This window comes from Streptococcus mitis, assembly GCF_000722695.1.
GTDB classification, from domain to species: Bacteria; Bacillota; Bacilli; order Lactobacillales; family Streptococcaceae; genus Streptococcus; species Streptococcus mitis_O.
In genome coordinates this window covers 824,948-846,328 of sequence record NZ_JPFU01000013.1, presented here as the reverse complement: position 1 = coordinate 846,328, position 21,381 = coordinate 824,948, and the positions used below count along the sequence as shown (strand labels likewise).

Annotated in this window: 18 protein-coding genes and 1 pseudogene; 11 read left to right on the top strand and 8 right to left on the bottom strand. The window is 39.9% G+C overall.

Features of this window, described 5'->3' with window-relative positions; genetic code table 11:
* Nucleotides 1-42 precede the first annotated feature (42 nt).
* Genes SK629_RS09140 through SK629_RS09115 form a run of 6 tightly spaced genes read right to left on the bottom strand, consistent with a single transcriptional unit; the run spans nt 43 to nt 2,459 of the window.
* Entirely contained in the window at nt 43-519 is a 477-nt protein-coding gene (locus SK629_RS09140; RefSeq protein ID WP_042901550.1) for a glutathione peroxidase, read from the bottom strand.
* Nucleotides 516-1,094 (bottom strand): DUF3278 domain-containing protein, encoded by a 579-nt coding sequence (locus tag SK629_RS09135; RefSeq protein WP_000711241.1) that lies wholly within the window; start codon nt 1,092-1,094, stop codon nt 516-518. Before SK629_RS09135 ends, SK629_RS09140 begins: the two co-directional genes overlap by 4 nt.
* Nucleotides 1,095-1,120: 26 nt before the next feature.
* Complete coding sequence (locus SK629_RS09130; RefSeq protein ID WP_000838776.1) at nt 1,121-1,444, bottom strand: hypothetical protein; 324 nt, start codon at nt 1,442-1,444, stop codon at nt 1,121-1,123.
* Between the two features lie 9 nt (nt 1,445-1,453).
* Entirely contained in the window at nt 1,454-1,696 is a 243-nt protein-coding gene (locus tag SK629_RS09125) for a hypothetical protein (protein ID WP_000711746.1), read from the bottom strand.
* A 10-nt stretch (nt 1,697-1,706) separates the two neighbouring features.
* The gene (locus SK629_RS09120) at nt 1,707-2,249 is read right to left on the bottom strand and encodes a DUF3278 domain-containing protein (RefSeq protein WP_042901549.1); all 543 of its coding nucleotides are present in this window, start codon (nt 2,247-2,249) and stop codon (nt 1,707-1,709) included.
* Between the two features lie 15 nt (nt 2,250-2,264).
* A complete protein-coding gene (locus SK629_RS09115; protein WP_001082471.1) occupies nt 2,265-2,459 on the bottom strand; it encodes a helix-turn-helix transcriptional regulator in 195 nt (64 codons plus the stop codon).
* A 165-nt stretch (nt 2,460-2,624) separates the two neighbouring features.
* Between SK629_RS09115 and rsmH the strand changes: the two genes are divergently transcribed.
* The 5 genes from rsmH to SK629_RS09090 all read left to right on the top strand — a co-directional run bounded on the left by rsmH (nt 2,625) and on the right by SK629_RS09090 (nt 9,584).
* Nucleotides 2,625-3,575 (top strand): 16S rRNA (cytosine(1402)-N(4))-methyltransferase RsmH, encoded by a 951-nt coding sequence (gene rsmH / locus SK629_RS09110; RefSeq protein WP_023946649.1) that lies wholly within the window; start codon nt 2,625-2,627, stop codon nt 3,573-3,575.
* Between the two features lie 9 nt (nt 3,576-3,584).
* Nucleotides 3,585-3,902, top strand: a complete 318-nt coding sequence (gene ftsL, locus SK629_RS09105) for a cell division protein FtsL (RefSeq protein ID WP_020902171.1) — start codon at nt 3,585-3,587, stop codon at nt 3,900-3,902.
* 3 nt (nt 3,903-3,905) lie between these two features.
* Nucleotides 3,906-6,158: a penicillin-binding protein PBP2X gene (gene pbp2X / locus SK629_RS09100; protein WP_042901547.1), complete on the top strand. Its 2,253-nt coding sequence runs from the start codon at nt 3,906-3,908 to the stop codon at nt 6,156-6,158.
* A gap of 1 nt (nt 6,159) precedes the next feature.
* On the top strand, nt 6,160-7,140 hold the full coding sequence (mraY, locus tag SK629_RS09095) for a phospho-N-acetylmuramoyl-pentapeptide-transferase (RefSeq protein ID WP_042901546.1): 981 nt from the start codon (nt 6,160-6,162) through the stop codon (nt 7,138-7,140).
* 338 nt (nt 7,141-7,478) lie between these two features.
* Nucleotides 7,479-9,584, top strand: a complete 2,106-nt coding sequence (locus SK629_RS09090) for an AAA family ATPase (protein ID WP_042901545.1) — start codon at nt 7,479-7,481, stop codon at nt 9,582-9,584.
* 155 nt (nt 9,585-9,739) lie between these two features.
* Here SK629_RS09090 and SK629_RS09085 read toward each other — a convergent pair whose 3' ends face one another.
* Complete coding sequence (locus SK629_RS09085; protein ID WP_000032547.1) at nt 9,740-10,222, bottom strand: S-ribosylhomocysteine lyase; 483 nt, start codon at nt 10,220-10,222, stop codon at nt 9,740-9,742.
* Nucleotides 10,223-10,316: 94 nt separating this feature from the next.
* Entirely contained in the window at nt 10,317-11,801 is a 1,485-nt protein-coding gene (locus SK629_RS09080) for a DUF1846 domain-containing protein (RefSeq protein ID WP_042901543.1), read from the bottom strand.
* Nucleotides 11,802-11,953: 152 nt separating this feature from the next.
* Here SK629_RS09080 and SK629_RS09075 point away from each other — a divergent pair, with 152 nt between their 5' ends.
* From SK629_RS09075 to SK629_RS09045, 6 genes and pseudogenes are all read left to right on the top strand, one after another.
* The gene (locus SK629_RS09075; RefSeq protein ID WP_042901542.1) at nt 11,954-13,564 is read left to right on the top strand and encodes a glycoside hydrolase family 13 protein; all 1,611 of its coding nucleotides are present in this window, start codon (nt 11,954-11,956) and stop codon (nt 13,562-13,564) included.
* A 268-nt stretch (nt 13,565-13,832) separates the two neighbouring features.
* Complete coding sequence (locus SK629_RS09070) at nt 13,833-15,800, top strand: peptide ABC transporter substrate-binding protein (RefSeq protein WP_042901540.1); 1,968 nt, start codon at nt 13,833-13,835, stop codon at nt 15,798-15,800.
* Nucleotides 15,801-16,005: 205 nt separating this feature from the next.
* Entirely contained in the window at nt 16,006-17,964 is a 1,959-nt protein-coding gene (locus SK629_RS09065; RefSeq protein ID WP_042901538.1) for a peptide ABC transporter substrate-binding protein, read from the top strand.
* A gap of 569 nt (nt 17,965-18,533) precedes the next feature.
* Nucleotides 18,534-19,936 (top strand): annotated as a pseudogene (locus SK629_RS09055) (LCP family protein).
* 6 nt (nt 19,937-19,942) lie between these two features.
* Nucleotides 19,943-20,674, top strand: a complete 732-nt coding sequence (gene cps4B, locus SK629_RS09050; protein ID WP_042901537.1) for a capsular polysaccharide biosynthesis protein Cps4B — start codon at nt 19,943-19,945, stop codon at nt 20,672-20,674.
* 8 nt (nt 20,675-20,682) lie between these two features.
* On the top strand, nt 20,683-21,375 hold the full coding sequence (locus SK629_RS09045; RefSeq protein ID WP_042901536.1) for a CspC family polysaccharide chain length determinant protein: 693 nt from the start codon (nt 20,683-20,685) through the stop codon (nt 21,373-21,375).
* Nucleotides 21,376-21,381 lie beyond the last annotated feature (6 nt).

Here is a 21,381-nt window from a genome sequence, read left to right as displayed (position 1 = left end):
CCTTTCAAAAATTAAACTAAATGAAAGGATGTATTCAAAAAATCAGAGTAATTTTCGTATCGCATCTTCAATTTGTTGTGGGTCTGTTTTGGAAGAGAAGCGTTCAAAAACAAGCCCATCACGACCGATGAGAAATTTAGCGAAATTCCATTCGATTCGTTTTCCTAGTGGGCCAGATTTCTGGTCTTTCAACCAAACATAGAGGGGATCTGCCTCCTTGCCGTTTACCTTAATCTTGGCAAAACGTGGGAAAGTGGTTTGATAGTTTAGGCTACAGAAGTTGTTGATTTCTTCTGCGCTGCCTGGTGCTTGTCCCATAAACTGATTGCAAGGGAAGTCTAAAATTTCAAAACCTTGTTCTTGATAGTGATCATAGAGTTCTTGAAGTCCTTGGTACTGGGGCGTTAAACCACATCCAGTAGCAGTGTTGACAACCAAGAGAACCTTACCACGATAGGTCTCTAGTGGAGTTTCTTGATTGTCTTGGTTCAAGACTGAAAAATCGTATAGTGAAGTCATTGCTTGCTTTTCTCCTTCTGTTTGGTATTTTTAGGAGTTTTCTCCTCCTGTAGTGATAGAAATCCGTAGGTCAGGGTTCCAAAAATGCTACCGATAATCAGGCCATACATCAGGAAAGGGACACTTTTATCGAATTGCATGAGCAACTTCCCAAAATCTGAAAAGGACATCTGCTGAACGAAGACCTTATGAAAGATGAGTAAGGTAAAGAGGCCAATCTGAAGACCGATAAACACAACCCAACTTCGAAATTTGATTTGAGCTTTGCTGTAGGTTTTGAGGATGATTTCTGACTTGTCATCTTTTTCCAAGTGGAGTTCTTTGACGGCTCTTTGAGTTTTTAAGGTAATGAAAAAAATGAGTCCAGAGTATACGTAGGGCATGGCATAGCGAACGGCTTCTATGAAGCGTCCAAATAATAGATAAAACAAGAAGAGAAAGAAGGAAGAATAAACGATTTGAACCATAGAACGGGCACAAGCCTTGTAGATAATCTCTTGTCGGCATTCATCAAAAGGGCCTTGGATGTGAAAGAGATTTCGAAGTAGGCGAGTGGTTAAGTCTTCTTTTTTCATACTAGTAACCTCCTAAATGAGCAGTTTTACTGACTTTCTTTTACGAATTGATAGAGATAATAAAGATAAGTGATAGAAGAAAGGATAGCGATAGTGAACAGTAAATAATATTTCCAACCGCTTGAGATGAGCATCAGTTGTGGTAAAGATAGAATCATAAAGCATAGTGCTAAGTTGAGTATGCGTGTTTTTTGGGAGTCAATCTTTAGATAAGTCAGTCCTTTGTTAAGGGCTGGAACAAAGACTAGCACGAGGAATATCTCTCTGATTAAGTTCCCTGAAACGATGATGAAGATGAGCAGAGAACTGAACAAAATATGATAGGTCAGTAAAGTTAGTAATGATTTCATAGGTACCTCCTAATCCTGGTCTTTTTTAGCTCTTGCAATACGAAGTGAGTCGACAATATGCATCATCACTCCGAAAAAGAAAGCTCCCAGTATAGTTTTAAAAATATGTTTTGTATTTAGAAGAGAAGTGATAAAATTTGGATTTTCACTTGTTAGGGTATCAATGAGTGGAATTATAAAAAATATCACTGTTCCATAAATCGAACCTGCTTTCAGACCAGGATAACGTAACTGTTTCTTTTCTTTTTTCATGAGTTTCCTCCTAATCATTATCTTGATTTTTCTTGGCTTTTGCAATGCGACGGGAGATGAGGAACTGTATGCTCGCTCCGAAGAAAATAGAACCGAGAATGCTTGATACACCATTTCTTATAGTGAGAAGAGAATGAAAATAGTCCTGACCTTCACCTATGAGTATACCGAGAAGAGGAGTTATAAAAAACATCCATAGACCAAAGAACAAACCTGCTTTCAGACCTGGGTAGTGTAGTTGCTTACTTTCTTTCTCACTCAGCATATCTGGATCAATAGCTGTAATCCCTGTTTTTTTCATTTGGTAGGTGACATAGCCAGCAGCGATGAGGGCAATCACTAAAATCAGAGGAGGATAGATTAGAGCCACTTCTTGAGGATATTTATAGGCCAGAAGGAGTGGAATGAGATTTCCGAAAATCATCAGATAAAAGAGGATGATAAAGACTTGGTTGCCGATACGATCAGCCTCACGCCGTTTGTATTCGTCAAGGGGACTAGAAATACCGTATGTGCGTTTGATGAGTTTTTCAGTGAAGGTTTCTTTTTTCATGAGTTGGCTCCTTTTTTAAAAATTATCCTCCCAAAAGAGACTGTTGAGGTCAGTTTGGAGGCTACGGGCGAGATTGAGACAGAGTTCCAGGGTTGGATTGTACTTGTCGTTCTCAATCATATTGATGGTTTGTCTCGAGACACCGATATCCTTGGCGAGCTCGAGCTGGGAAATGCCTAGTTCCTTGCGAAATTCTTTCACACGATTCATCTGTTCTCCTTTCTGATTTGTGTCGTATATATTTGACTATATTATATTCTCCTATAGATCGAATGTCAAGCATATTTGACATATTTCTTAAAGAAATCTTACTTTTTTTGACCTATTTGTCTGACTAGTGCAAGCTAGTCGGATTTGTGGTAAAATAGATAAGATATGACAAAAGAATTTCATCATGTAACGGTCTTACTCCACGAAACGATTGATATGCTCGACGTAAAGCCTGACGGTATCTACGTTGATGCGACTTTGGGTGGAGCGGGCCACAGCGAATATTTATTAAGTAAATTAAGTGAAAAAGGCCATCTCTATGCCTTTGACCAGGACCAGAATGCCATTGACAATGCGCAAGAACGTTTGGCACCTTACATTGAAAAGGGAATGGTGACTTTTATCAAGGATAACTTCCGTCATTTACAGGCACGTTTGCGCGAAGCTGGTGTCCAGGAAATTGATGGAATTTGTTATGACTTGGGAGTGTCTAGTCCTCAATTGGACCAGCGTGAGCGTGGTTTTTCTTATAAAAAGGATGCGCCACTGGACATGCGGATGAATCAGGATGCTAGTCTGACAGCCTATGAAGTGGTGAACCACTATGACTATCATGACTTGGTTCGTATTTTCTTCAAATATGGCGAGGATAAGTTTTCTAAACAGATTGCGCGTAAGATTGAACAAGCACGTGAAGTCAAGCCGATTGAGACAACGACTGAGTTAGCAGAGATTATCAAGTCGGCTAAACCTGCTAAGGAACTCAAGAAGAAGGGCCATCCTGCTAAGCAGATTTTCCAAGCTATTCGAATTGAAGTCAATGATGAACTGGGAGCGGCAGATGAATCTATCCAGCAGGCTATGGAGATGTTGGCTCTAGATGGTAGAATCTCAGTGATTACCTTCCATTCGCTAGAAGACCGCTTGACCAAGCAGTTGTTTAAGGAAGCTTCAACAGTGGAAGTTCCCAAAGGTTTGCCTTTCATCCCAGATGATCTCAAGCCCAAGATGGAATTGGTGTCCCGTAAGCCAATCTTACCAAGTGCAGAAGAATTAGAAGCTAATAACCGCTCGCACTCAGCTAAGTTGCGCGTGGCCAGAAAAATTCACAAGTAAGAGGAAAAAATGGTAGATAAAAAAGAAACAACCAGTCAATTCTTGCAGAGTCGTATAAAAAAATTCTCCCGTGTGGAGAAGGCTTTTTATCTTTCCATCGCATTTACAGCTCTCGTTTTAGCAGTAAGTATTATCTTTATGCAGACACGACTCTTGCAAGTGCAAAGTGATTTGACAAAAATCAATGCGCAGATAGAGGAGAAGAAGACAGAGCTGGACGATGCCAAGCAGGAAGTGAATGAATTGATTCGTTCAGAGCGCTTGAAAGAGATTGCAGATAAAAAAGATTTGAAATTGAATAACGAAAATATCCGAACAGCGGAGTAAGATATGAAATGGACAGAAAAAATAACCCGATTTGCGATAAGAAATCGTAAATCTCCAGCAGAAAACCGTAGAATAGTCGGCAAGTACATCAGTTTGTTAGCTGTCGTACTTTTCGCTATCTTTTTGGTCAATTTTGCTGTTATTATCGGGAGTGGTAGTAAATTTGGAGCGGATCTAGTAAAAGAAGCTAAGAAGGTTCATCAAACAACTCGCACAGTTCCTGCCAAACGTGGAACAATCTATGACAGAAATGGAGTGCCTATCGCTGAAGATGCGACCTCCTATAACGTATATGCTGTTATTGATAAAAAATACAAGTCGGCAACGGGGAAAATTCTTTATGTAGAGGATTCTCAGTTTAATAAGGTAGCAGAAGTTTTCCATAAGTATTTGGATATGGACGAAGCTTATGTAAAAGAGCAACTAGCCCAACCAAATCTGACCCAAGTTTCTTTTGGTGCAAAAGGAAATGGGATTACCTATGCCAATATGATGGCTATTAAAAAAGAATTAAAAGAGGCTAGTGTTGAAGGAATTGACTTTACAACTAGCCCTAACAGAAGCTATCCAAATGGACAATTTGCTTCTAGTTTTATTGGTTTAGCCCAACTTCATGAAAATGAGGATGGTAGCAAGAGTTTGTTAGGAACTTCTGGTTTAGAGAGTTCCTTGAATACTATTCTTGCAGGGACAGATGGGATTATTACCTATGAAAAAGACCGTTTAGGGAATATCGTTCCAGGTACGGAACAGATATCACAGAAGACTGTAAATGGTAAGGATGTCTATACAACATTGTCTAGTCCGCTCCAATCTTTCATGGAAACCCAGATGAATGCCTTTCTAGAAAAGGTAAAAGGTAAGTACATGACGGCGACCTTGGTTAGTGCCAAAACAGGGGAAATTCTCGCAACAACGCAACGACCAACCTTTGATGCCGATACTAAGGAAGGAATCACTAAGGACTTTGTCTGGCGTGATATTCTTTATCAAAGTAACTATGAACCAGGCTCAACTATGAAGGTCATGACGCTAGCTGCTTCTATTGATAACAATACCTTCCCAGGTGGAGAATTCTTTAATAGCAGTGAATTAAAAATAGCAGATGCGACTATCCGAGATTGGGACGTTAATGAAGGTTTGACTGGTGGTGGTATGATGACCTTTTCTCAAGGATTTGCTCACTCAAGTAATATTGGGATGACACTGCTTGAGCAGAAAATGGGTGATGCAACTTGGTTGGACTATCTAAACCGCTTTAAATTTGGTGTTCCAACTCGTTTTGGTTTGACAGATGAATATGCAGGCCAACTTCCAGCTGACAATATTGTTAATATTGCTCAGAGTTCATTTGGACAAGGGATTTCAGTAACCCAAACACAAATGATTCGTGCTTTTACAGCCATTGCCAATGATGGCGTCATGCTAGAGCCGAAATTTATTACAGCCTTGTATGATCCAAATGATCAATCTGTTCGTAAATCTCAAAAAGAAATCGTAGGGAATCCCGTTTCGAAAGATGCAGCTAGCCAAACTCGGACTCATATGGTCTTGGTAGGAACAGATCCTAGATATGGAACTATGTACAATCATAGTACTGGGAAAGCAACTGTCAATGTTCCAGGTCAAAATGTAGCCCTCAAGTCTGGTACAGCCGAAATCGCTGACGAGAAAAATGGAGGCTACTTAGTTGGTTCTACCAACAACATTTTCTCGGTTGTGGCTATGAACCCTGCTGAAAATCCTGATTTTATCTTGTATGTAACGGTTCAACAGCCTGAACATTATTCGGGTATCCAGTTGGGAGAATTTGCCAACCCAATCTTGGAGCGGGCTTCAGCTATGAAAGAATCTCTCAATCTTCAATCTCCTGCTAAAAATTTAGATCAAGTGACGACAGAATCTTCTTATGCAATGCCTAGCATCAAGGATATTTCACCTGGTGAGTTGGCGGAAGCCTTACGTCGAAATATTGTGCAACCAATCGTTGTGGGTACTGGGACAAAGATTAAAGAGTCTTCTGTAGAAGAAGGAAAAAATCTTGCACCAAACCAACAAGTTCTCCTTTTATCTGATAAGGTAGAAGAAATTCCAGATATGTATGGCTGGAAAAAGGAGACTGCTGAGACCTTTGCCAAATGGTTGGATATTGAATTGGAATTTGAAGGTTCGGGTTCCGTTGTTCAGAAGCAAGATGTTCGGACCAATACAGCTATCAAAAACATTAAAAAAATTAAATTAACTTTAGGAGACTAATATGTTTATTTCCATCAGTGCTGGAATTGTGACATTTTTACTAACTTTAGTAGGAATTCCGGCCTTTATCCAATTTTATCGAAAGGCGCAAATTACAGGCCAGCAGATGCACGAGGATGTCAAGCAGCATCAGGCAAAAGCTGGGACTCCTACAATGGGGGGACTTGTTTTCCTCATTGCTGCAGTTGTGGTGAGTTTCCTCGTTGCTCTCTTTACCCAACAATTAACTAACAATGTCGGTATGATTTTGTTTATCTTGGTCCTTTATGGACTTGTCGGATTTTTAGATGACTTCCTCAAGGTTTTTCGTAAAATCAATGAGGGCCTTAATCCTAAGCAAAAATTGGCTCTTCAGCTTCTAGGTGGGGTCGTTTTCTACCTTTTCTATGAGCGCGGTGGCGATATGCTTTCAGTCTTTGGTTACCAAGTGCATCTAGGGATTTTCTATATTGTCTTCGCTCTTTTCTGGTTAGTCGGTTTTTCAAATGCAGTCAACTTGACAGACGGCATTGACGGTTTAGCTAGTATTTCTGTTGTGATTAGTTTGTCTGCTTATGGAGTGATTGCCTATGTGCAAGGTCAGATGGATATTCTTCTGGTGATTCTAGCCATGATCGGTGGTTTACTCGGTTTCTTTGTCTTTAACCACAAGCCTGCCAAGGTCTTTATGGGGGATGTGGGAAGTTTGGCTTTAGGTGGAATGCTGGCAGCGATTTCTATGGCCCTCCACCAAGAATGGACTCTCTTGATTATCGGAATTGTGTATGTTTTTGAAACAACTTCGGTCATGATGCAAGTCAGTTATTTCAAACTGACAGGTGGCAAACGTATTTTCCGTATGACACCTGTCCATCACCATTTTGAGCTTGGAGGATTGTCTGGTAAAGGAAATCCTTGGAGCGAGTGGAAGGTCGACTTCTTCTTTTGGGGAGTGGGACTTCTAGCAAGTCTCCTGACCCTAGCAATTTTGTATTTGATGTAAGAATAGCACCCTGGTATTTCAGGGTGTTTTTGCTTTTTAAAAAACATTGGTCAATTAAAGTCAAATTCCTTGACCTTTTCTGACTAATGTAGTATATTATGAACGTAAGGTAAATGAAAGCCTTACGTGAACACTTATTTAAAGTAAAATAGAAAGAGGTGGGTCTATGTTTAATCTAGAAATCTTCATAAGTAAAGATAGTCTACTCCTGCTTGAAAAAGAAAAACCAGAAATAGTCCCTAGAGTAGCCATTTAGCTAGTCTAAATTTTTTAAAACAAAGGTCAAAGATAGTCAATATCAGTAATCATAACTAAGTAAACAAAAAGAGGTAAAGAATATGAACAACAACTTTAATAATTTTAACAACATGGATGATTTATTTAACCAATTGATGGGTGGTATGCGAGGATATAGTTCTGAAAATCGCCGTTACTTGATTAATGGACGTGAAGTGACACCTGAGGAATTTGCTCATTATCGTGCAACTGGCCAATTTCCAGGAAATGCAGAAGTTGATGGGCAAATGCAACAACAGGCTTCAGGTATGAAACAAGACGGTGTCCTTGCTAAACTAGGTCGAAACTTGACAGCGGAAGCTCGTGAGGGTAAGTTGGATCCTGTTATCGGACGAAACAAGGAAATTCAAGAAACATCTGAAATCCTATCACGTCGTACCAAGAACAATCCTGTTCTAGTCGGAGATGCAGGTGTTGGTAAGACAGCCGTTGTCGAAGGTCTAGCGCAAGCTATTGTGAACGGAGATGTCCCAGCCGCTATCAAGAACAAGGAAATCATTTCCATTGATATCTCAGGTCTTGAGGCTGGGACTCAATATCGTGGTAGTTTTGAAGAAAACGTTCAAAATCTAGTCAATGAGGTGAAAGAAGCAGGGAATATTATCCTCTTCTTTGATGAAATTCACCAAATTCTTGGTGCTGGTGGCACTGGTGGAGATAGTGGTTCTAAAGGGCTTGCGGATATTCTCAAGCCAGCCCTCTCTCGTGGGGAATTGACAGTGATTGGGGCAACGACTCAAGACGAATACCGTAACACCATTTTGAAGAATGCAGCTCTTGCTCGTCGTTTCAACGAAGTCAAGGTCAATGCTCCTTCAGCAGAGGATACTTTTAAGATCCTTCAAGGGATTCGTGACCTCTATCAACAACACCACAATGTCATCTTGCCAGACGAGGTCTTGAAAGCAGCAGTGGATTATTCTGTCCAATATATTCCACAACGTAGCTTGCCAGATAAGGCTATTGACCTTGTCGATGTAACGGCAGCACACTTGGCAGCTCAACATCCTGTAACAGATGTGCATGCTGTTGAACGTGAAATTGAGGCAGAAAAAGATAAGCAAGAAAAAGCAGTTGAAGCAGAAGATTTTGAAGCAGCTCTAAACTATAAAACACGCATTGCAGAATTGGAAAAGAAAATCGAAAACCACACAGAAGATATGAAGGTGACTGCAAGTGTCAACGATGTGGCTGAATCTGTAGAACGAATGACAGGTATTCCAGTATCGCAAATGGGAGCGTCAGATATCGAACGATTGAAAGGTATGGCTCATCGCTTGAAAGACAAGGTGATCGGCCAAGAAAAGGCAGTTGAAGCTGTAGCTCGTGCTATCCGTCGTAACCGTGCTGGTTTCGATGAAGGCAATCGCCCAATCGGTAGCTTCCTCTTTGTAGGTCCAACTGGGGTAGGTAAGACAGAACTTGCTAAGCAATTGGCGCTGGATATGTTTGGAACCAAGGACGCCATCATCCGTTTGGATATGTCTGAATATAGCGACCGCACAGCCGTTTCTAAGCTAATCGGTACAACAGCAGGATATGTGGGTTATGATGACAATAGCAATACCTTAACAGAACGTGTTCGTCGCAATCCTTACTCTATCATTCTCTTGGATGAGATTGAAAAGGCTGATCCTCAAGTGATTACTCTTCTCCTCCAAGTCTTGGATGATGGTCGTTTGACAGATGGTCAAGGAAATACGGTGAACTTTAAGAACACTGTCATTATCGCGACCTCAAATGCTGGATTTGGCTATGAAGCCAACTTGACAGAAGATGCGGATAAACCAGAATTGATGGACCGTTTGAAACCATTCTTCCGTCCAGAATTCCTTAACCGCTTTAATGAATTTATCGAGTTCTCCCACTTGACTAAGGAAGATCTTTCTAAGATTGTGGACTTGATGTTGGCGGAAGTTAACCAAACCTTGGCTAAGAAAGACATTGACTTGGTAGTCAGTCAAGCGGCTAAAGACTATATCACAGAAGAAGGTTATGACGAAGTCATGGGTGTTCGTCCACTCCGTCGCGTAGTTGAACAAGAAATTCGGGATAAGGTGACAGATTTCCACTTGGATCATCTAGATGCCAAACATTTGGAAGCAGACATGGAAGATGGTGGTTTAGTTATTCGTGAAAAAGCCTAATACTCTTCGAAAATCTCTTCAAACCACGTCAACGTCGCTCAAGTACAGCCTGCGGCTAGTTTCCTAGTTTGCTCTTTGATTTTCATTGAGTATAAGACAAAATTTTGAGAATAAAAAAGAAGGAGCCAGCTGAAAAAACTGGTTCCTTTATTTGTTTAAATAACATGACGCTCAAAGGCATCATCTGAAATCCCTTGTTCAAGGATGAGTTTCGCCCATTCTTTAGCAGAAAAGAGGCTGTGGTCCTTATAGTTTCCGCAAGATTCGATGGTTGTTCCAGGGACGTCTTCCCAAGTAGTAGTCTCAGCGATTTCCTTGAGCGAATCCTTGATAACAGCCGCAATTTCAGCGCTGGTATGGCGTCCCCACATAATCATGTGGAAGCCTGTGCGGCAACCAAATGGTGAACAGTCAATCATACCGTCAATGCGGGTACGGATAAGTTTTGCCAAGAGGTGCTCGATGGTGTGAAGTCCAGCGGTAGGGATAGAGTCTTCGTTTGGTTGCACCAAGCGAATATCATAATTGGAGATGATGTCTCCTTTTGGCCCTGTTTCTTCCCCAATCAAGCGGACATAGGGTGCTTTAACAATGGTGTGGTCAAGTTCAAAACTTTCAACAATAACTTCTTTTGACATGGTAAATCCTTTCAGTTTTCTTCTTTCATTATAACATAAAGCTGGCTCCTGAGACAGAGAGAAAACCTCTCCGAGAGTGGAGAGGCTGCAATCTTTACTTACGATACAAACGGTCGTATTGGTAGTAAGGGTCAAAGGTTACATTGATACCCAATTTACGAAGGACATTCTTGTCTTCATCTGTCAAGATGATAGTTGAGTGGGCTTCGCTTCCTTTGAGGTTGCCAAGTTCTTCCATAGCGCGGGCAGCATCAGGATTTTCTGTAGCTGTGATAGCAAGTGCAATCAAAATTTCATTTGAATGCAGGCGTGGATTACGGCTACCTAGATGATCGATTTTGAGACCTTGGATTGGCTTGACAAGTTCAGGCTCGATTAGTTTTACTTCCTTAGCGATGTTAGCTGATTTCTTGATGGCGTTGATCAAGGCAGCGGCTGTAGGGCCAAAGAGCTCTGAGTTCCTACCAGTGACAATTTCTCCGCTTGGCAATTCAAGGGCTAGGGCTGGCCCGCCAGTTTTTTCTGCTTTTTGACGTGCGGTAACAGCCACCTTACGGTCTGCAGGTGTGATACCGAGGTCATTCATAAGCAACTCAATTTTCTTGACAGCAGCTTCGCCAACTTTTTCAGCTTTAAAATCAAGAACAGTTTGATAGTAACGGCGGATGATTTCTTGTTTAGAAGCTTCGACAGCAGCTTCATCATCTGTAATAGCGAAACCAACCATGTTGACCCCCATATCTGTTGGAGAAGCGTATGGAGATTTACCAAGGATACGTTCTAACATGCGCTTGAGCACTGGGAAGATTTCGATATCACGGTTGTAGTTGACAGTGGTTTCTCCATAGGTTTGGAGATGGAAAGGGTCAATCATGTTGACATCATCAAGGTCAGCTGTGGCAGCCTCGTAGGCCAAATTGACTGGATGATGAAGGGGAAGATTCCAAACTGGGAAGGTTTCAAATTTAGCGTAGCCAGACTTGATGCCATTGATTTGGTCGTGGTACATATTGGACATACAGGTTGCCAATTTTCCAGAACCAGGTCCAGGAGCGGTCACGACAATCAGGTTGCGACTGGTTTTGATGTAGTCGTTTTTCCCCATACCTTCTGGAGAAATGATGTGATCCATATCCGTCGGATATCCTTTGATTGGATAGTGAAGATAAGAATCAATTCCGTTTTTCTCGAGTTGATTGCGGAAGGCATCTGCAGCCGGTTGGCCAGCGTACTGTGTGATGACCACTGAGCCAACAAAAATTCCCAATTCATTGAATTTGTCAATCAAGCGAAGAACTTCTTGGTCATAAGAAATGCCCAAGTCACCACGTGCTTTAGAATGCTCGATATTGCTAGCATTAATGGCAATGACAACCTCGACTTGCTCTTTCAATTCTTGCAAGAGCTTGATTTTGTTGTCAGGTTCATAACCAGGAAGGACACGAGCAGCGTGGAAATCTTCTAACATTTTACCACCAAACTCCAAGTAGAGCTTGCCGTCAAATTGATTAATGCGCTCCAAAATGTGGTCGCGCTGTAGATTCAAATATTGTTCAGAACTAAAAGCTTGTTTTTTCATTTTTTTACCTCTGACCTCTATTATAATAAAAAATTGGAAGTTAGGAAACTATGGAGTTAAAAAAGGAATCAAAAAGATTAGGCAAACGCTTGCACAAAATTCCGAAAAGCGCTATCATAGACTGTAGATTATTAAAATAATGAGGTAAGAAGATGCAAGAAAAATGGTGGCATAATGCCGTAGTCTATCAAGTTTATCCTAAGAGCTTTATGGATAGCAATGGAGATGGAATTGGCGATTTACCAGGTATTACCAGTAAGTTAGACTATCTAGCTAAGTTAGGAATTACAGCGATTTGGCTTTCTCCCGTTTATGATAGTCCTATGGATGATAATGGCTATGATATTGCTGATTATCAAGCGATTGCGGCTATTTTTGGGACCATGGAGGATATGGATCAACTGATCGCAGAAGCTAAGAAGCGTGATATTCGTATCATCATGGACTTGGTGGTCAATCATACCTCAGATGAGCATGCTTGGTTCGTCGAGGCCTGTGAAAATCCCGACAGCCCTGAGCGAGACTACTATATCTGGCGGGATGAACCCAACGACCTAGATTCTATCTTTAGCGGATCTGCTTGGGAATACGATGAAAAGTCAGGTCAATACTATCTTCACTTTTTCAGTAAGAAACAGCCGGATCTCAACTGGGAAAATGAAAAGCTTCGCCAGAAAATCTATGAGATGATGAACTTTTGGATTGATAAAGGCATCGGTGGTTTCCGTATGGATGTTATTGACATGATTGGGAAAATTCCTGACGAGAAGGTGGTTAATAATGGTCCTATGCTCCATCCTTATCTCAAGGAGATGAATCAAGCGACCTTTGGAAATCAGGATCTTTTGACAGTAGGGGAGACTTGGGGAGCAACTCCAGAGATTGCCAAGCTCTACTCTGATCCAAAGGGGCAAGAATTGTCTATGGTCTTCCAGTTTGAGCATATCGGTCTTCAGTATCAGGAAGGGCAACCTAAATGGCACTATCAAAAAGAACTGAATATTGCTAAGTTAAAAGAGATTTTCAACAAATGGCAGACAGAATTAGGAGTTGAGGACGGCTGGAATTCGCTCTTCTGGAACAACCATGACCTCCCTCGTATCGTCTCTATCTGGGGGAATGACCAAGAATACCGTGAAAAATCTGCCAAAGCCTTTGCAATCTTGCTTCATCTCATGAGAGGAACACCTTATATCTACCAAGGTGAGGAAATTGGGATGACCAACTATCCGTTTGAAACGCTGGACCAAGTAGAAGATATTGAATCTCTTAACTATGCGCGTGAAGCTCTTGAAAAAGGTGTTCCGATGGAAGAAATCATGGACAGTATCCGTGTCATTGGTCGTGACAATGCCCGTACCCCTATGCAATGGGACGAAAGCAAAAACGCTGGTTTCTCAACAGGTCAACCTTGGTTTGCAGTGAATCCAAACTATCAAGCAATCAACGTTCAAGAAGCGCTGGCAAATCCAGATTCTATTTTCTATACTTATCAGAAGCTGGTTCAAATCCGCAAGGAGAACAGCTGGCTGATTCAAGCTGACTTTGAGCTATTTGATACAGCTGACAAGGTCTTTGCCTATATCCGTAAAGATGGGGGCCATCGTTTCCTAGTTGTGGCTAACTTGTCCAATGAAGAACAAGACTTGGCAGTTGAAGGAAATGTTAAATCTGTCTTGATTGAAAACACCCTAGCTCAAGAAGTCTTTGAAAAACAAATCTTAGCTCCATGGGATGCTTTCTGTGTGGAATTGACTGATTAAAGCTAGAGAATCTTCAGCTTTTGGGGCTGAGGTTCTTTTTTATAGTACTCTTCAAAAGAACTTCTCAAACAAGGTCATCCTTGGATACTGTAGATATGGTTTAGCTCTTATCCGATCTCAAAGATGTGATTTGAGTGTTTTATCTACAACTGAAATGTTTTTGAATAACATCTGTTAGAATTTTCTAAAAAATCTGTCGAAAGCTCTTGCATTTAGAATAAAATAGAGTATAATGGTGGAAATAACATATTACTAAAGGAGTTTGGTTATGAAATCGAAAAAGTGGATTTTAGGAGCAGGATTAACGATGAGTGCAGCCCTTCTTTTAACGGCTTGTGGGAAAAGCGATAAGAAAGCAGATGCCCCGAGGAGCTTTTCTTATGTCTATGCGGTAGATCCGTCTTCCTTGGATTATAGCATTACGAGTAAAAGTTCGACCTCTGACGTGATTGGTAATGTTGTTGATGGTCTTTTAGAGAATGATAAATATGGGAATCTTGTTCCGTCTTTAGCAGAGGATTGGACTGTTTCAGCTGATGGTTTGACTTATACTTACAAACTTCGTAAGGGTGTGAAGTGGTACACTTCTGAAGGAGAGGAGTATGCAGAAGTTAAGGCACAGGACTTTGTTACAGGTCTGAAACATGCAGCAGATGGTAAGTCAGATGGTCTTTCTTTGATTGAAAAATCAATCAAAGGTTTGGAGGCCTATGTTAGTGGTGAGACCAATGATTTTTCAACTGTAGGTGTTAAAGCTCTTGATGATTATACGGTAGAATATACCCTTAATAAACCAGAAAGTTTTTGGAACTCTAAAGTAACCACTGCAACCATGCTTCCTGTAAATGAAGAGTTTTTGAATGCAACTGGTAAGGATTACGGAGCGCCAACTCCATCAAGTATTCTTTACAATGGTCCATATTTTTTGAAATCTTTGATTTCTAAATCTGTGATTGAGTATGAAAAAAATCCTAACTATTGGGATAAGGAAAATGTCAAGATTGATAATGTAAAATTAACATTCTATGACGGTTCAGATCAAGAGTCTCTTATCCGTAGTTTCTCTACAGGAGCATATAATACAGCGAGACTTTTCCCAAATAGTTCAAGTTTTGCTTCAACCAAAGAGAAATATGGCGATCAGATTATTTATAGCCCTCAGGAAGCAACTAGCTACTACTTTACTTTTAATGTAAATCGTCAATCATATAATAAAACAGCCAAGACAGATGAAGGACAAAAGCTTTCTACAAAAGAAGCTATGCTGAATAAAAATTTCCGTCAAGCGATTAATTTTGCCTTCAATCGCCACGCCTATACAGCTCAATTAAACGGTGAAGAAGGTGCGGATAAGATTATTCGTAATAGTCTAGTGCCAGATAATTATGTTCAGGTAGCAGGGAAGACCTTCGGACAGCTGGCTCAGGATGAACTACTGAAATATGGAGAACAGTGGAAAGATGTAACTCTCACAGATGGTAAGGATACAATTTACAATCCTACGAAGGCCAAATCAGCATTTGAGAAAGCGAAGTCAGAATTGCAAAGCAAGGGAGTAAGTTTCCCGATTCATTTGGATGTACCAGTAGAACAGACAGATGTAGTTGCAGTTCAACAGACAAATTCATTAAAACAATCGATTGAAGAAACGCTTGGTTCTGATAATGTCATTGTAGATGTTCTTCAAATGACAGATAATGAGAAGGAAAGTATTACTTCCCAAGCAAAAGTGCCAACTCAAAAAGATTATGATTTGAACGGAACAGGTTGGGGACCAGATTACCAAGATCCAGCAACCTATCTCAATATTTTAGATGCTAAGAAGGGTTCTGCCTTGAAACACCTAGGTATAACAAAGGGCAAGGATCCTGAAGTCATGGCGAAAGTTGGTTTGGATGAATACAAGAAGCTCTTGGACGATGCTGCTTCTGAGACGACCAATCTTGACAAACGTTATGAGAAATATGCTAAGGCTCAAGCTTGGGTAACAGATAGTTCTCTCCTTATTCCAGTGGCGTCTTCAGGAGGTTCTCCTATGGTAAGTCGTGCTGTACCATTTACTAAAGCTTATTCACAAGTTGGTATCAAAGGGGATCCATTTATTTTTAAAGGAATGGAACTTCAAAATGATATTGTCACAACGAAAGAGTATGAGGCAGCTCTCAAGAAGTGGCAAAAGGAAAAACTGGAATCGAATGCTCAGTATCAAAAGGATTTAGAAAAACACGTAAAATGAGTCTAGGCTCGTTTCTACAAATGGTTTTTTAGTTAATAAATCGTATAAAAACAAGGGAGGACTGTATGAAAGACAGGAATCCTTTGTTTTTTTAATGCCTAGAGTTTATAAACTTCCATTCTAGAAATTCAATTAACTTTACAAATCCCCACTAATTTGGTAAAATAAACTTATGTTATAAAAACTAACATAAAGGAGAAAGAAGATGAATGCAAAAAAGCGTGTCCTTAGTGCAGGCCTGACCTTTGCGGCTGCTTTGCTTTTAGCTGCTTGCGGGCAATCAGGTTCAGATACAAAAACTTACTCATCAACCTTTAGTGGAAATCCAACTACATTTAACTATTTATTAGACTACTATGCTGACAATACATCGATTATAACCAACCTAGTTGATGGTTTGCTTGAGAATGACAACCACGGAAATCTAGTTCCATCTTTGGCAGAGGACTGGTCTGTTTCGAGCGACGGTCTGACTTATACCTACAAATTGAGAAAAGATGCCAAATGGTTCACAGCTGACGGTGAAGAGTACGCCCCAGTCAAGGCACAAGATTTTGTGACGGGTATTAAGTACGCAGTGGATAATAAATCACAGGCCATTGACTTGATTCAAAATTCCATCAAGGGTTTGAATGATTATATTACAGGAGCGGATTCTGACTTTTCTAAGGTTGGGGTGAAGGCCATTGACGACCGGACTGTTGAGTATACTTTGACACGCCCAGAACCTTACTGGAATTCAAAAACAACCAATAGTATTCTTTTCCCAGTAAATGAAGAGTTTCTAAATTCAAAAGGGAAAGATTTTGGTACCCTATCTCCAGATAGCATTCTCTACAGCGGACCTTACTTGTTAAAAGATTTCACATCAAAATCATCTATTGAGTATGTGAAGAATCCGCATTACTATGATCATGACAAAGTATCGATTGAACACGTTAAATTGGCTTACTTTGATGGCTCAGACCAAGAATTGACCATCCGCAACTTTGAAAGTGGAGCTTACTCTATCGCTGGGGTTTATCCAAATAGTTCTAACTTTGCTAAAACTAAGGAAAAATATAAGGATAATATCGTTTATAGTCTGCAGGACAAGACTTCTTGGTATTTCAATTTCAACGTCAATCGTAAGGCCTACAACCATACATCTAAAACGACAGATGAGCAGAAGAAATCAACTGAGTCAGCTGTCTTGAACAAAAACTTCCGCCAAGCAGTGAACTTTGCCTTGGACCGCACAGCCTATTCTGCCCAATCAAATGGGGAAGAAGCGGCTAGCAAGACTCTTCGTAACACCATAGTGCCTCCTACATTTGTCCAAGTTGGAGACAAGACCTTTGGAGAAGTAGTCGCTTCTAAATTGGTTAACTATGGCACAGAATGGTCAGGTATAAACTTGGCAGATGCTCAGGATGCTTATTTCAACAAAGAAAAAGCCCAAGCAAAATTTGCGGAAGCTAAAAAAGAATTGGCAAGTCAAGGTGTGACTTTCCCAATTCACTTGGATGTGGCTGTTGATCAGACAAGTAAAAATGCTGTGACAGGTATGAACTCTGTTAAGCAGACCCTTGAGTCTGTTTTAGGTGCTGATAATCTTGTTATTGACGTTCAGCAACTCTCTACAGATGAGTACAATAATGTAGCCTTCTTGGCTCCTACTCCCAATGCAAGAGATTATGATTTAAGTTTTGATGGTTGGGTAGCGGATTATCAGGATCCATCTACTTACCTCAATCCTTTCAATGCAGAGGATGGATTCTATCTCAAGATTTTTGGTCTAGATGCCAAGGAAGATAAAGCGAAGATTGCTAGCCTAGGTTTGGATACTTACACTAAAATGCTCAAAGATGCGGATAGTGAAAATAAAGATGTAAGCAAACGCTATGAGAAATATGCTGAAGCTCAGGCTTGGATGATTGATAACTCTCTTATTATGTCAGCGATGTCAGGAGGAGGGACTGCTTCTGTGACCAAAGTAATACCATTTACAAGAGGATACTCATTGGTCGGTATCAAGGGTGACGGTTATAACTATAAGTATATGAAACTGCAAAAAGATACTGTTACGACTAAACAGTATGAAGAAGCCAAGACTAAATGGGAGCAAGAAAGCAAAAAAGCAATCGAAAAAGCTCAAAAAGAAGCAGAAAATCATGTTAAATAAATGATAGGCTGGGAAAAACTCAATTTCAGGAGAAAATGAAGTAAATACCCTCGAAATAAAATGCATAGTATCAAGGTTTTTCAATACCTGATAGTATGCGTTTTTTATTTTAATACTCTTCATTTTATAGTTTATTGAATCTGGAATAGTACACTATAGTTGCTAAAATGTTTCTAGAAATTAATTTAACTTTCCTAATCAATTTATTCATATCTTATTTCAATCTACTATAATACTCTTCGAAAATCTCTTCAAACCGCGTCAACGTCGCCTTGCCGTATATATGTGACTGACTTCGTCAGTCTTATCTACAACCTCAAAACAGTGTTTTGAGCAACCTGAGGCTCGTTTGCTCTTTGATTTTCATTGAGTATAAATTTATTGATGTAATTGTTTGTAAATCCAAAAGAATGTTTCAGAATGTTTCGGAAATAAGATGAAAACGCCTCACCTAAGTGGATTTAGCCCACAAGTGTATTTTTTATGATATAATGAAATGAAATAAAAATTGATAATAGAGGTATATCGTGAGTAGGTTTTCGAAGCGGGCTCGTCAGGGTAAAACAAAGATGTTGATTAGTTGGGGGTTGCTAGCTATCTATGCCGTACTAGCAGTCTTTTTATTGTTTTTGATTTTCAAATACAATATGCTAGACTTCCGATATATGAATATAGTAGTTACCGTCCTAATTGTGGTCTTAGCTATTTTGTGCTTTTTTTGATTTGGTCCAAGAAAGCTAAGAATCTAACGCTGATTTTATTACTGCTTGGTATTTTAATCAGTGGAACTTCTCTCTTTGCTGTAGGGCAGTTCATTGGCTTTACCAGTCGTTTGAATGCAACATCAAACTACTCAAATTATTCGATGAGTATTGCGGTGTTAGCAGATAGTCCAATTGATAATATCAGTCAGGTAACCAGTGTAACGGGGCCGACTGGAACGGATAAGGATAATATCCAACAACTGATGAATGATCTGAAAGCGACTCAAAATAAGGAATTGACAGTCGAAGAAAGCAGTTCCTATCTTGCAGCCTATAAGAGCTTGTTAGCTGGAGATACGAAAGCGATTCTTCTAAACAGTGTTTTTGAAAACATTATCGAATCGGAATATCCTGACTATGCTTCAAAAATTAAGAAAATCTATACCAAAGAATTAACCAAGACGGTTGAAACTCCAAAAGATGTCAAAGGTGACAGTTTCAACGTTTATATTAGTGGAATTGACACCTACGGTCCAATTAGTTCAGTTTCTCGGTCTGATGTCAATATCATTATGACAGTGAATCGCGAAACGAAAAAGATTCTCTTGACAACAACACCTCGTGATTCTTATGTTCCAATTGCAGATGGTGGTAACAACCAAAAAGATAAGTTGACCCATGCGGGTATCTATGGGGTAGACGCTTCAATTCATACATTGGAAAATCTTTACGGTATTGACTTGAACTATTATGCTCGTTTGAATTTCACCTCTTTCTTGAAATTGATTGATCTCCTTGGTGGAGTTGATGTTTATAATGATCAAGAGTTTACTGCTCATACAAATGGGAAGTTCTATTCCGTAGGGAATGTTCATCTTGATTCGGAGCAAGCTTTGGGATTTGTGCGTGAGCGTTATTCCTTGGCAGATGGAGACCGGGATCGTGGTCGCAACCAACAAAAGGTAATTGTTGCTATTTTGCAAAAGTTAACCTCAACAGAAGCTTTGAAAAATTATGACGGTATTATAAAAGGGTTGCAAGATTCGATTCAAACCAATATGCCACTTGAAACCATGATGAAACTGGTCAATGCCCAACTTGAGAGTGGTGGAACGTATAAGATCAATTCGCAAGATCTTAAAGGAACAGGGCGTATGGATTTACCATCCTATGCTATGCCTGAGAGCAACCTCTACATGATGGAAATAAGTGACAGCAGTTTAGAGTCAGTTAAGGCTGCAATCAATGATGTGATAGAAGGAAAATAAAGCAAAATGATTGATATTCATTCGCATATTGTATTTGGTGTGGATGATGGTCCGAAAACTAAGCAAGAAAGTAAGGCGCTTTTGACAGAAGCCTATAGACAAGGGGTACGGACTATTGTATCGACATCGCATAGACGAAAAGGAATGTTTGAGACTCCTGAGGAGAAAATAGAGGCAAACTTTCAAGAAGTTAAGGAGCTAGCCAAGGAAGTAGCTTCAGACTTGACTATTCTCTATGGAGCAGAAATTTATTATACCCATGATGTGCTTGAAAAGTTAGAGAAGCAAGTGATTCCAAGTCTCAATGGGACACGCTATGCTCTTATTGAGTTTAGTATGGCTACCCCTTACAGGGAAATCCATACTGCTTTGAGCAATGTTCTCATGCTTGGTATAACCCCTGTAGTTGCTCATATTGAACGCTACCATGAATTAGAGAATAATGAAAAGCGTGTGAAAGAATTGATTGATATGGGCTGTTATACACAAATCAATAGTTCTAGTATTTTGAAACCAAAGTTATTTGGGGATAAATACAAATTTATGAAGAAACGAGCTCGCTATTTTCTAGAGCGTGATTTGGTACATTTTGTGGCAAGTGATATGCATAATCTAGACCAAAGACCGCCTTATATGAAAGAAGCCTATGAACTTATCTCAAAACAATATGGTGAAAGAAGAGCGAGAGAATTATTTATTGAAAATCCTCGTTTAATTTTATCTGATCAAATTATTTAGGAGTTGACATGAAAGAAAATAAAGAAATCTCAATTGATGTTATTCAATTATTTAAAATCCTTTGGAAGAAAAAAATCACTATCATCTTGACTGCGATTATAGCTGCTGTTCTAGCTTTCTGCGTAAGTAGTTTTGTACTGAAGCCAGAGTATTCTAGTACGACACGTATTTATGTGGTCAATCGAAATCAATCTGATAAAGCAGGGTTGACCAACCAGGATTTGCAGGCTGGGACCTATCTGGTAAAAGACTATAAGGAAATCATCCTCTCTCAAGATGTACTTGAGAAAGTCATTTCAAATCTTAAACTAGAGAAAACAGTTAGGGAATTAAGCAAGAAGATTCAGGTAACAGTACCTGTTGATACTCGTATCGTGTCAATTACTGTAAAAAATGCACAACCAGAAGAAGCTAGCCGTATCGCAAATGCTCTTCGTGAAGTGGCTGCTGAAAAAATCATTTCTGTAACTCGTGTGTCTGATGTGACAACATTGGAGGAGGCAAGGCCAGCCCTAAGTCCTTCATCACCTAATATTCGTCGTAATACCCTGCTAGCTTTTCTAGCGGGAGGAGCAGTGATGGTAGTTTCAGTCTTGTTACTTGAGTTGTTGGATGATCGTGTTAAACGACCAGAAGATGTGGAAGAAGTAATGCAGATTGCACTTCTAGGGATTGTTCCAGATTTGAATAAGTTAAAATAAGGGAGA

Coding starts and splice junctions, on each gene's coding strand:
- mraY (WP_042901546.1), top strand. CDS start 6,160: ATGTTTATTTCCATCAGTGCTGGAATTGTGACATTTTTACTAACTTTA.
- SK629_RS09140 (WP_042901550.1), bottom strand. CDS start 519: ATGACTTCACTATACGATTTTTCAGTCTTGAACCAAGACAATCAAGAA.
- SK629_RS09080 (WP_042901543.1), bottom strand. CDS start 11,801: ATGAAAAAACAAGCTTTTAGTTCTGAACAATATTTGAATCTACAGCGC.
- SK629_RS09045 (WP_042901536.1), top strand. CDS start 20,683: ATGAAAGAAAATAAAGAAATCTCAATTGATGTTATTCAATTATTTAAA.
- SK629_RS09115 (WP_001082471.1), bottom strand. CDS start 2,459: ATGAATCGTGTGAAAGAATTTCGCAAGGAACTAGGCATTTCCCAGCTC.
- cps4B (WP_042901537.1), top strand. CDS start 19,943: ATGATTGATATTCATTCGCATATTGTATTTGGTGTGGATGATGGTCCG.
- SK629_RS09120 (WP_042901549.1), bottom strand. CDS start 2,249: ATGAAAAAAGAAACCTTCACTGAAAAACTCATCAAACGCACATACGGT.
- SK629_RS09125 (WP_000711746.1), bottom strand. CDS start 1,696: ATGAAAAAAGAAAAGAAACAGTTACGTTATCCTGGTCTGAAAGCAGGT.
- ftsL (WP_020902171.1), top strand. CDS start 3,585: ATGGTAGATAAAAAAGAAACAACCAGTCAATTCTTGCAGAGTCGTATA.
- SK629_RS09070 (WP_042901540.1), top strand. CDS start 13,833: ATGAAATCGAAAAAGTGGATTTTAGGAGCAGGATTAACGATGAGTGCA.
- rsmH (WP_023946649.1), top strand. CDS start 2,625: ATGACAAAAGAATTTCATCATGTAACGGTCTTACTCCACGAAACGATT.
- pbp2X (WP_042901547.1), top strand. CDS start 3,906: ATGAAATGGACAGAAAAAATAACCCGATTTGCGATAAGAAATCGTAAA.
- SK629_RS09085 (WP_000032547.1), bottom strand. CDS start 10,222: ATGTCAAAAGAAGTTATTGTTGAAAGTTTTGAACTTGACCACACCATT.
- SK629_RS09135 (WP_000711241.1), bottom strand. CDS start 1,094: ATGAAAAAAGAAGACTTAACCACTCGCCTACTTCGAAATCTCTTTCAC.
- SK629_RS09130 (WP_000838776.1), bottom strand. CDS start 1,444: ATGAAATCATTACTAACTTTACTGACCTATCATATTTTGTTCAGTTCT.
- SK629_RS09090 (WP_042901545.1), top strand. CDS start 7,479: ATGAACAACAACTTTAATAATTTTAACAACATGGATGATTTATTTAAC.
- SK629_RS09075 (WP_042901542.1), top strand. CDS start 11,954: ATGCAAGAAAAATGGTGGCATAATGCCGTAGTCTATCAAGTTTATCCT.
- SK629_RS09065 (WP_042901538.1), top strand. CDS start 16,006: ATGAATGCAAAAAAGCGTGTCCTTAGTGCAGGCCTGACCTTTGCGGCT.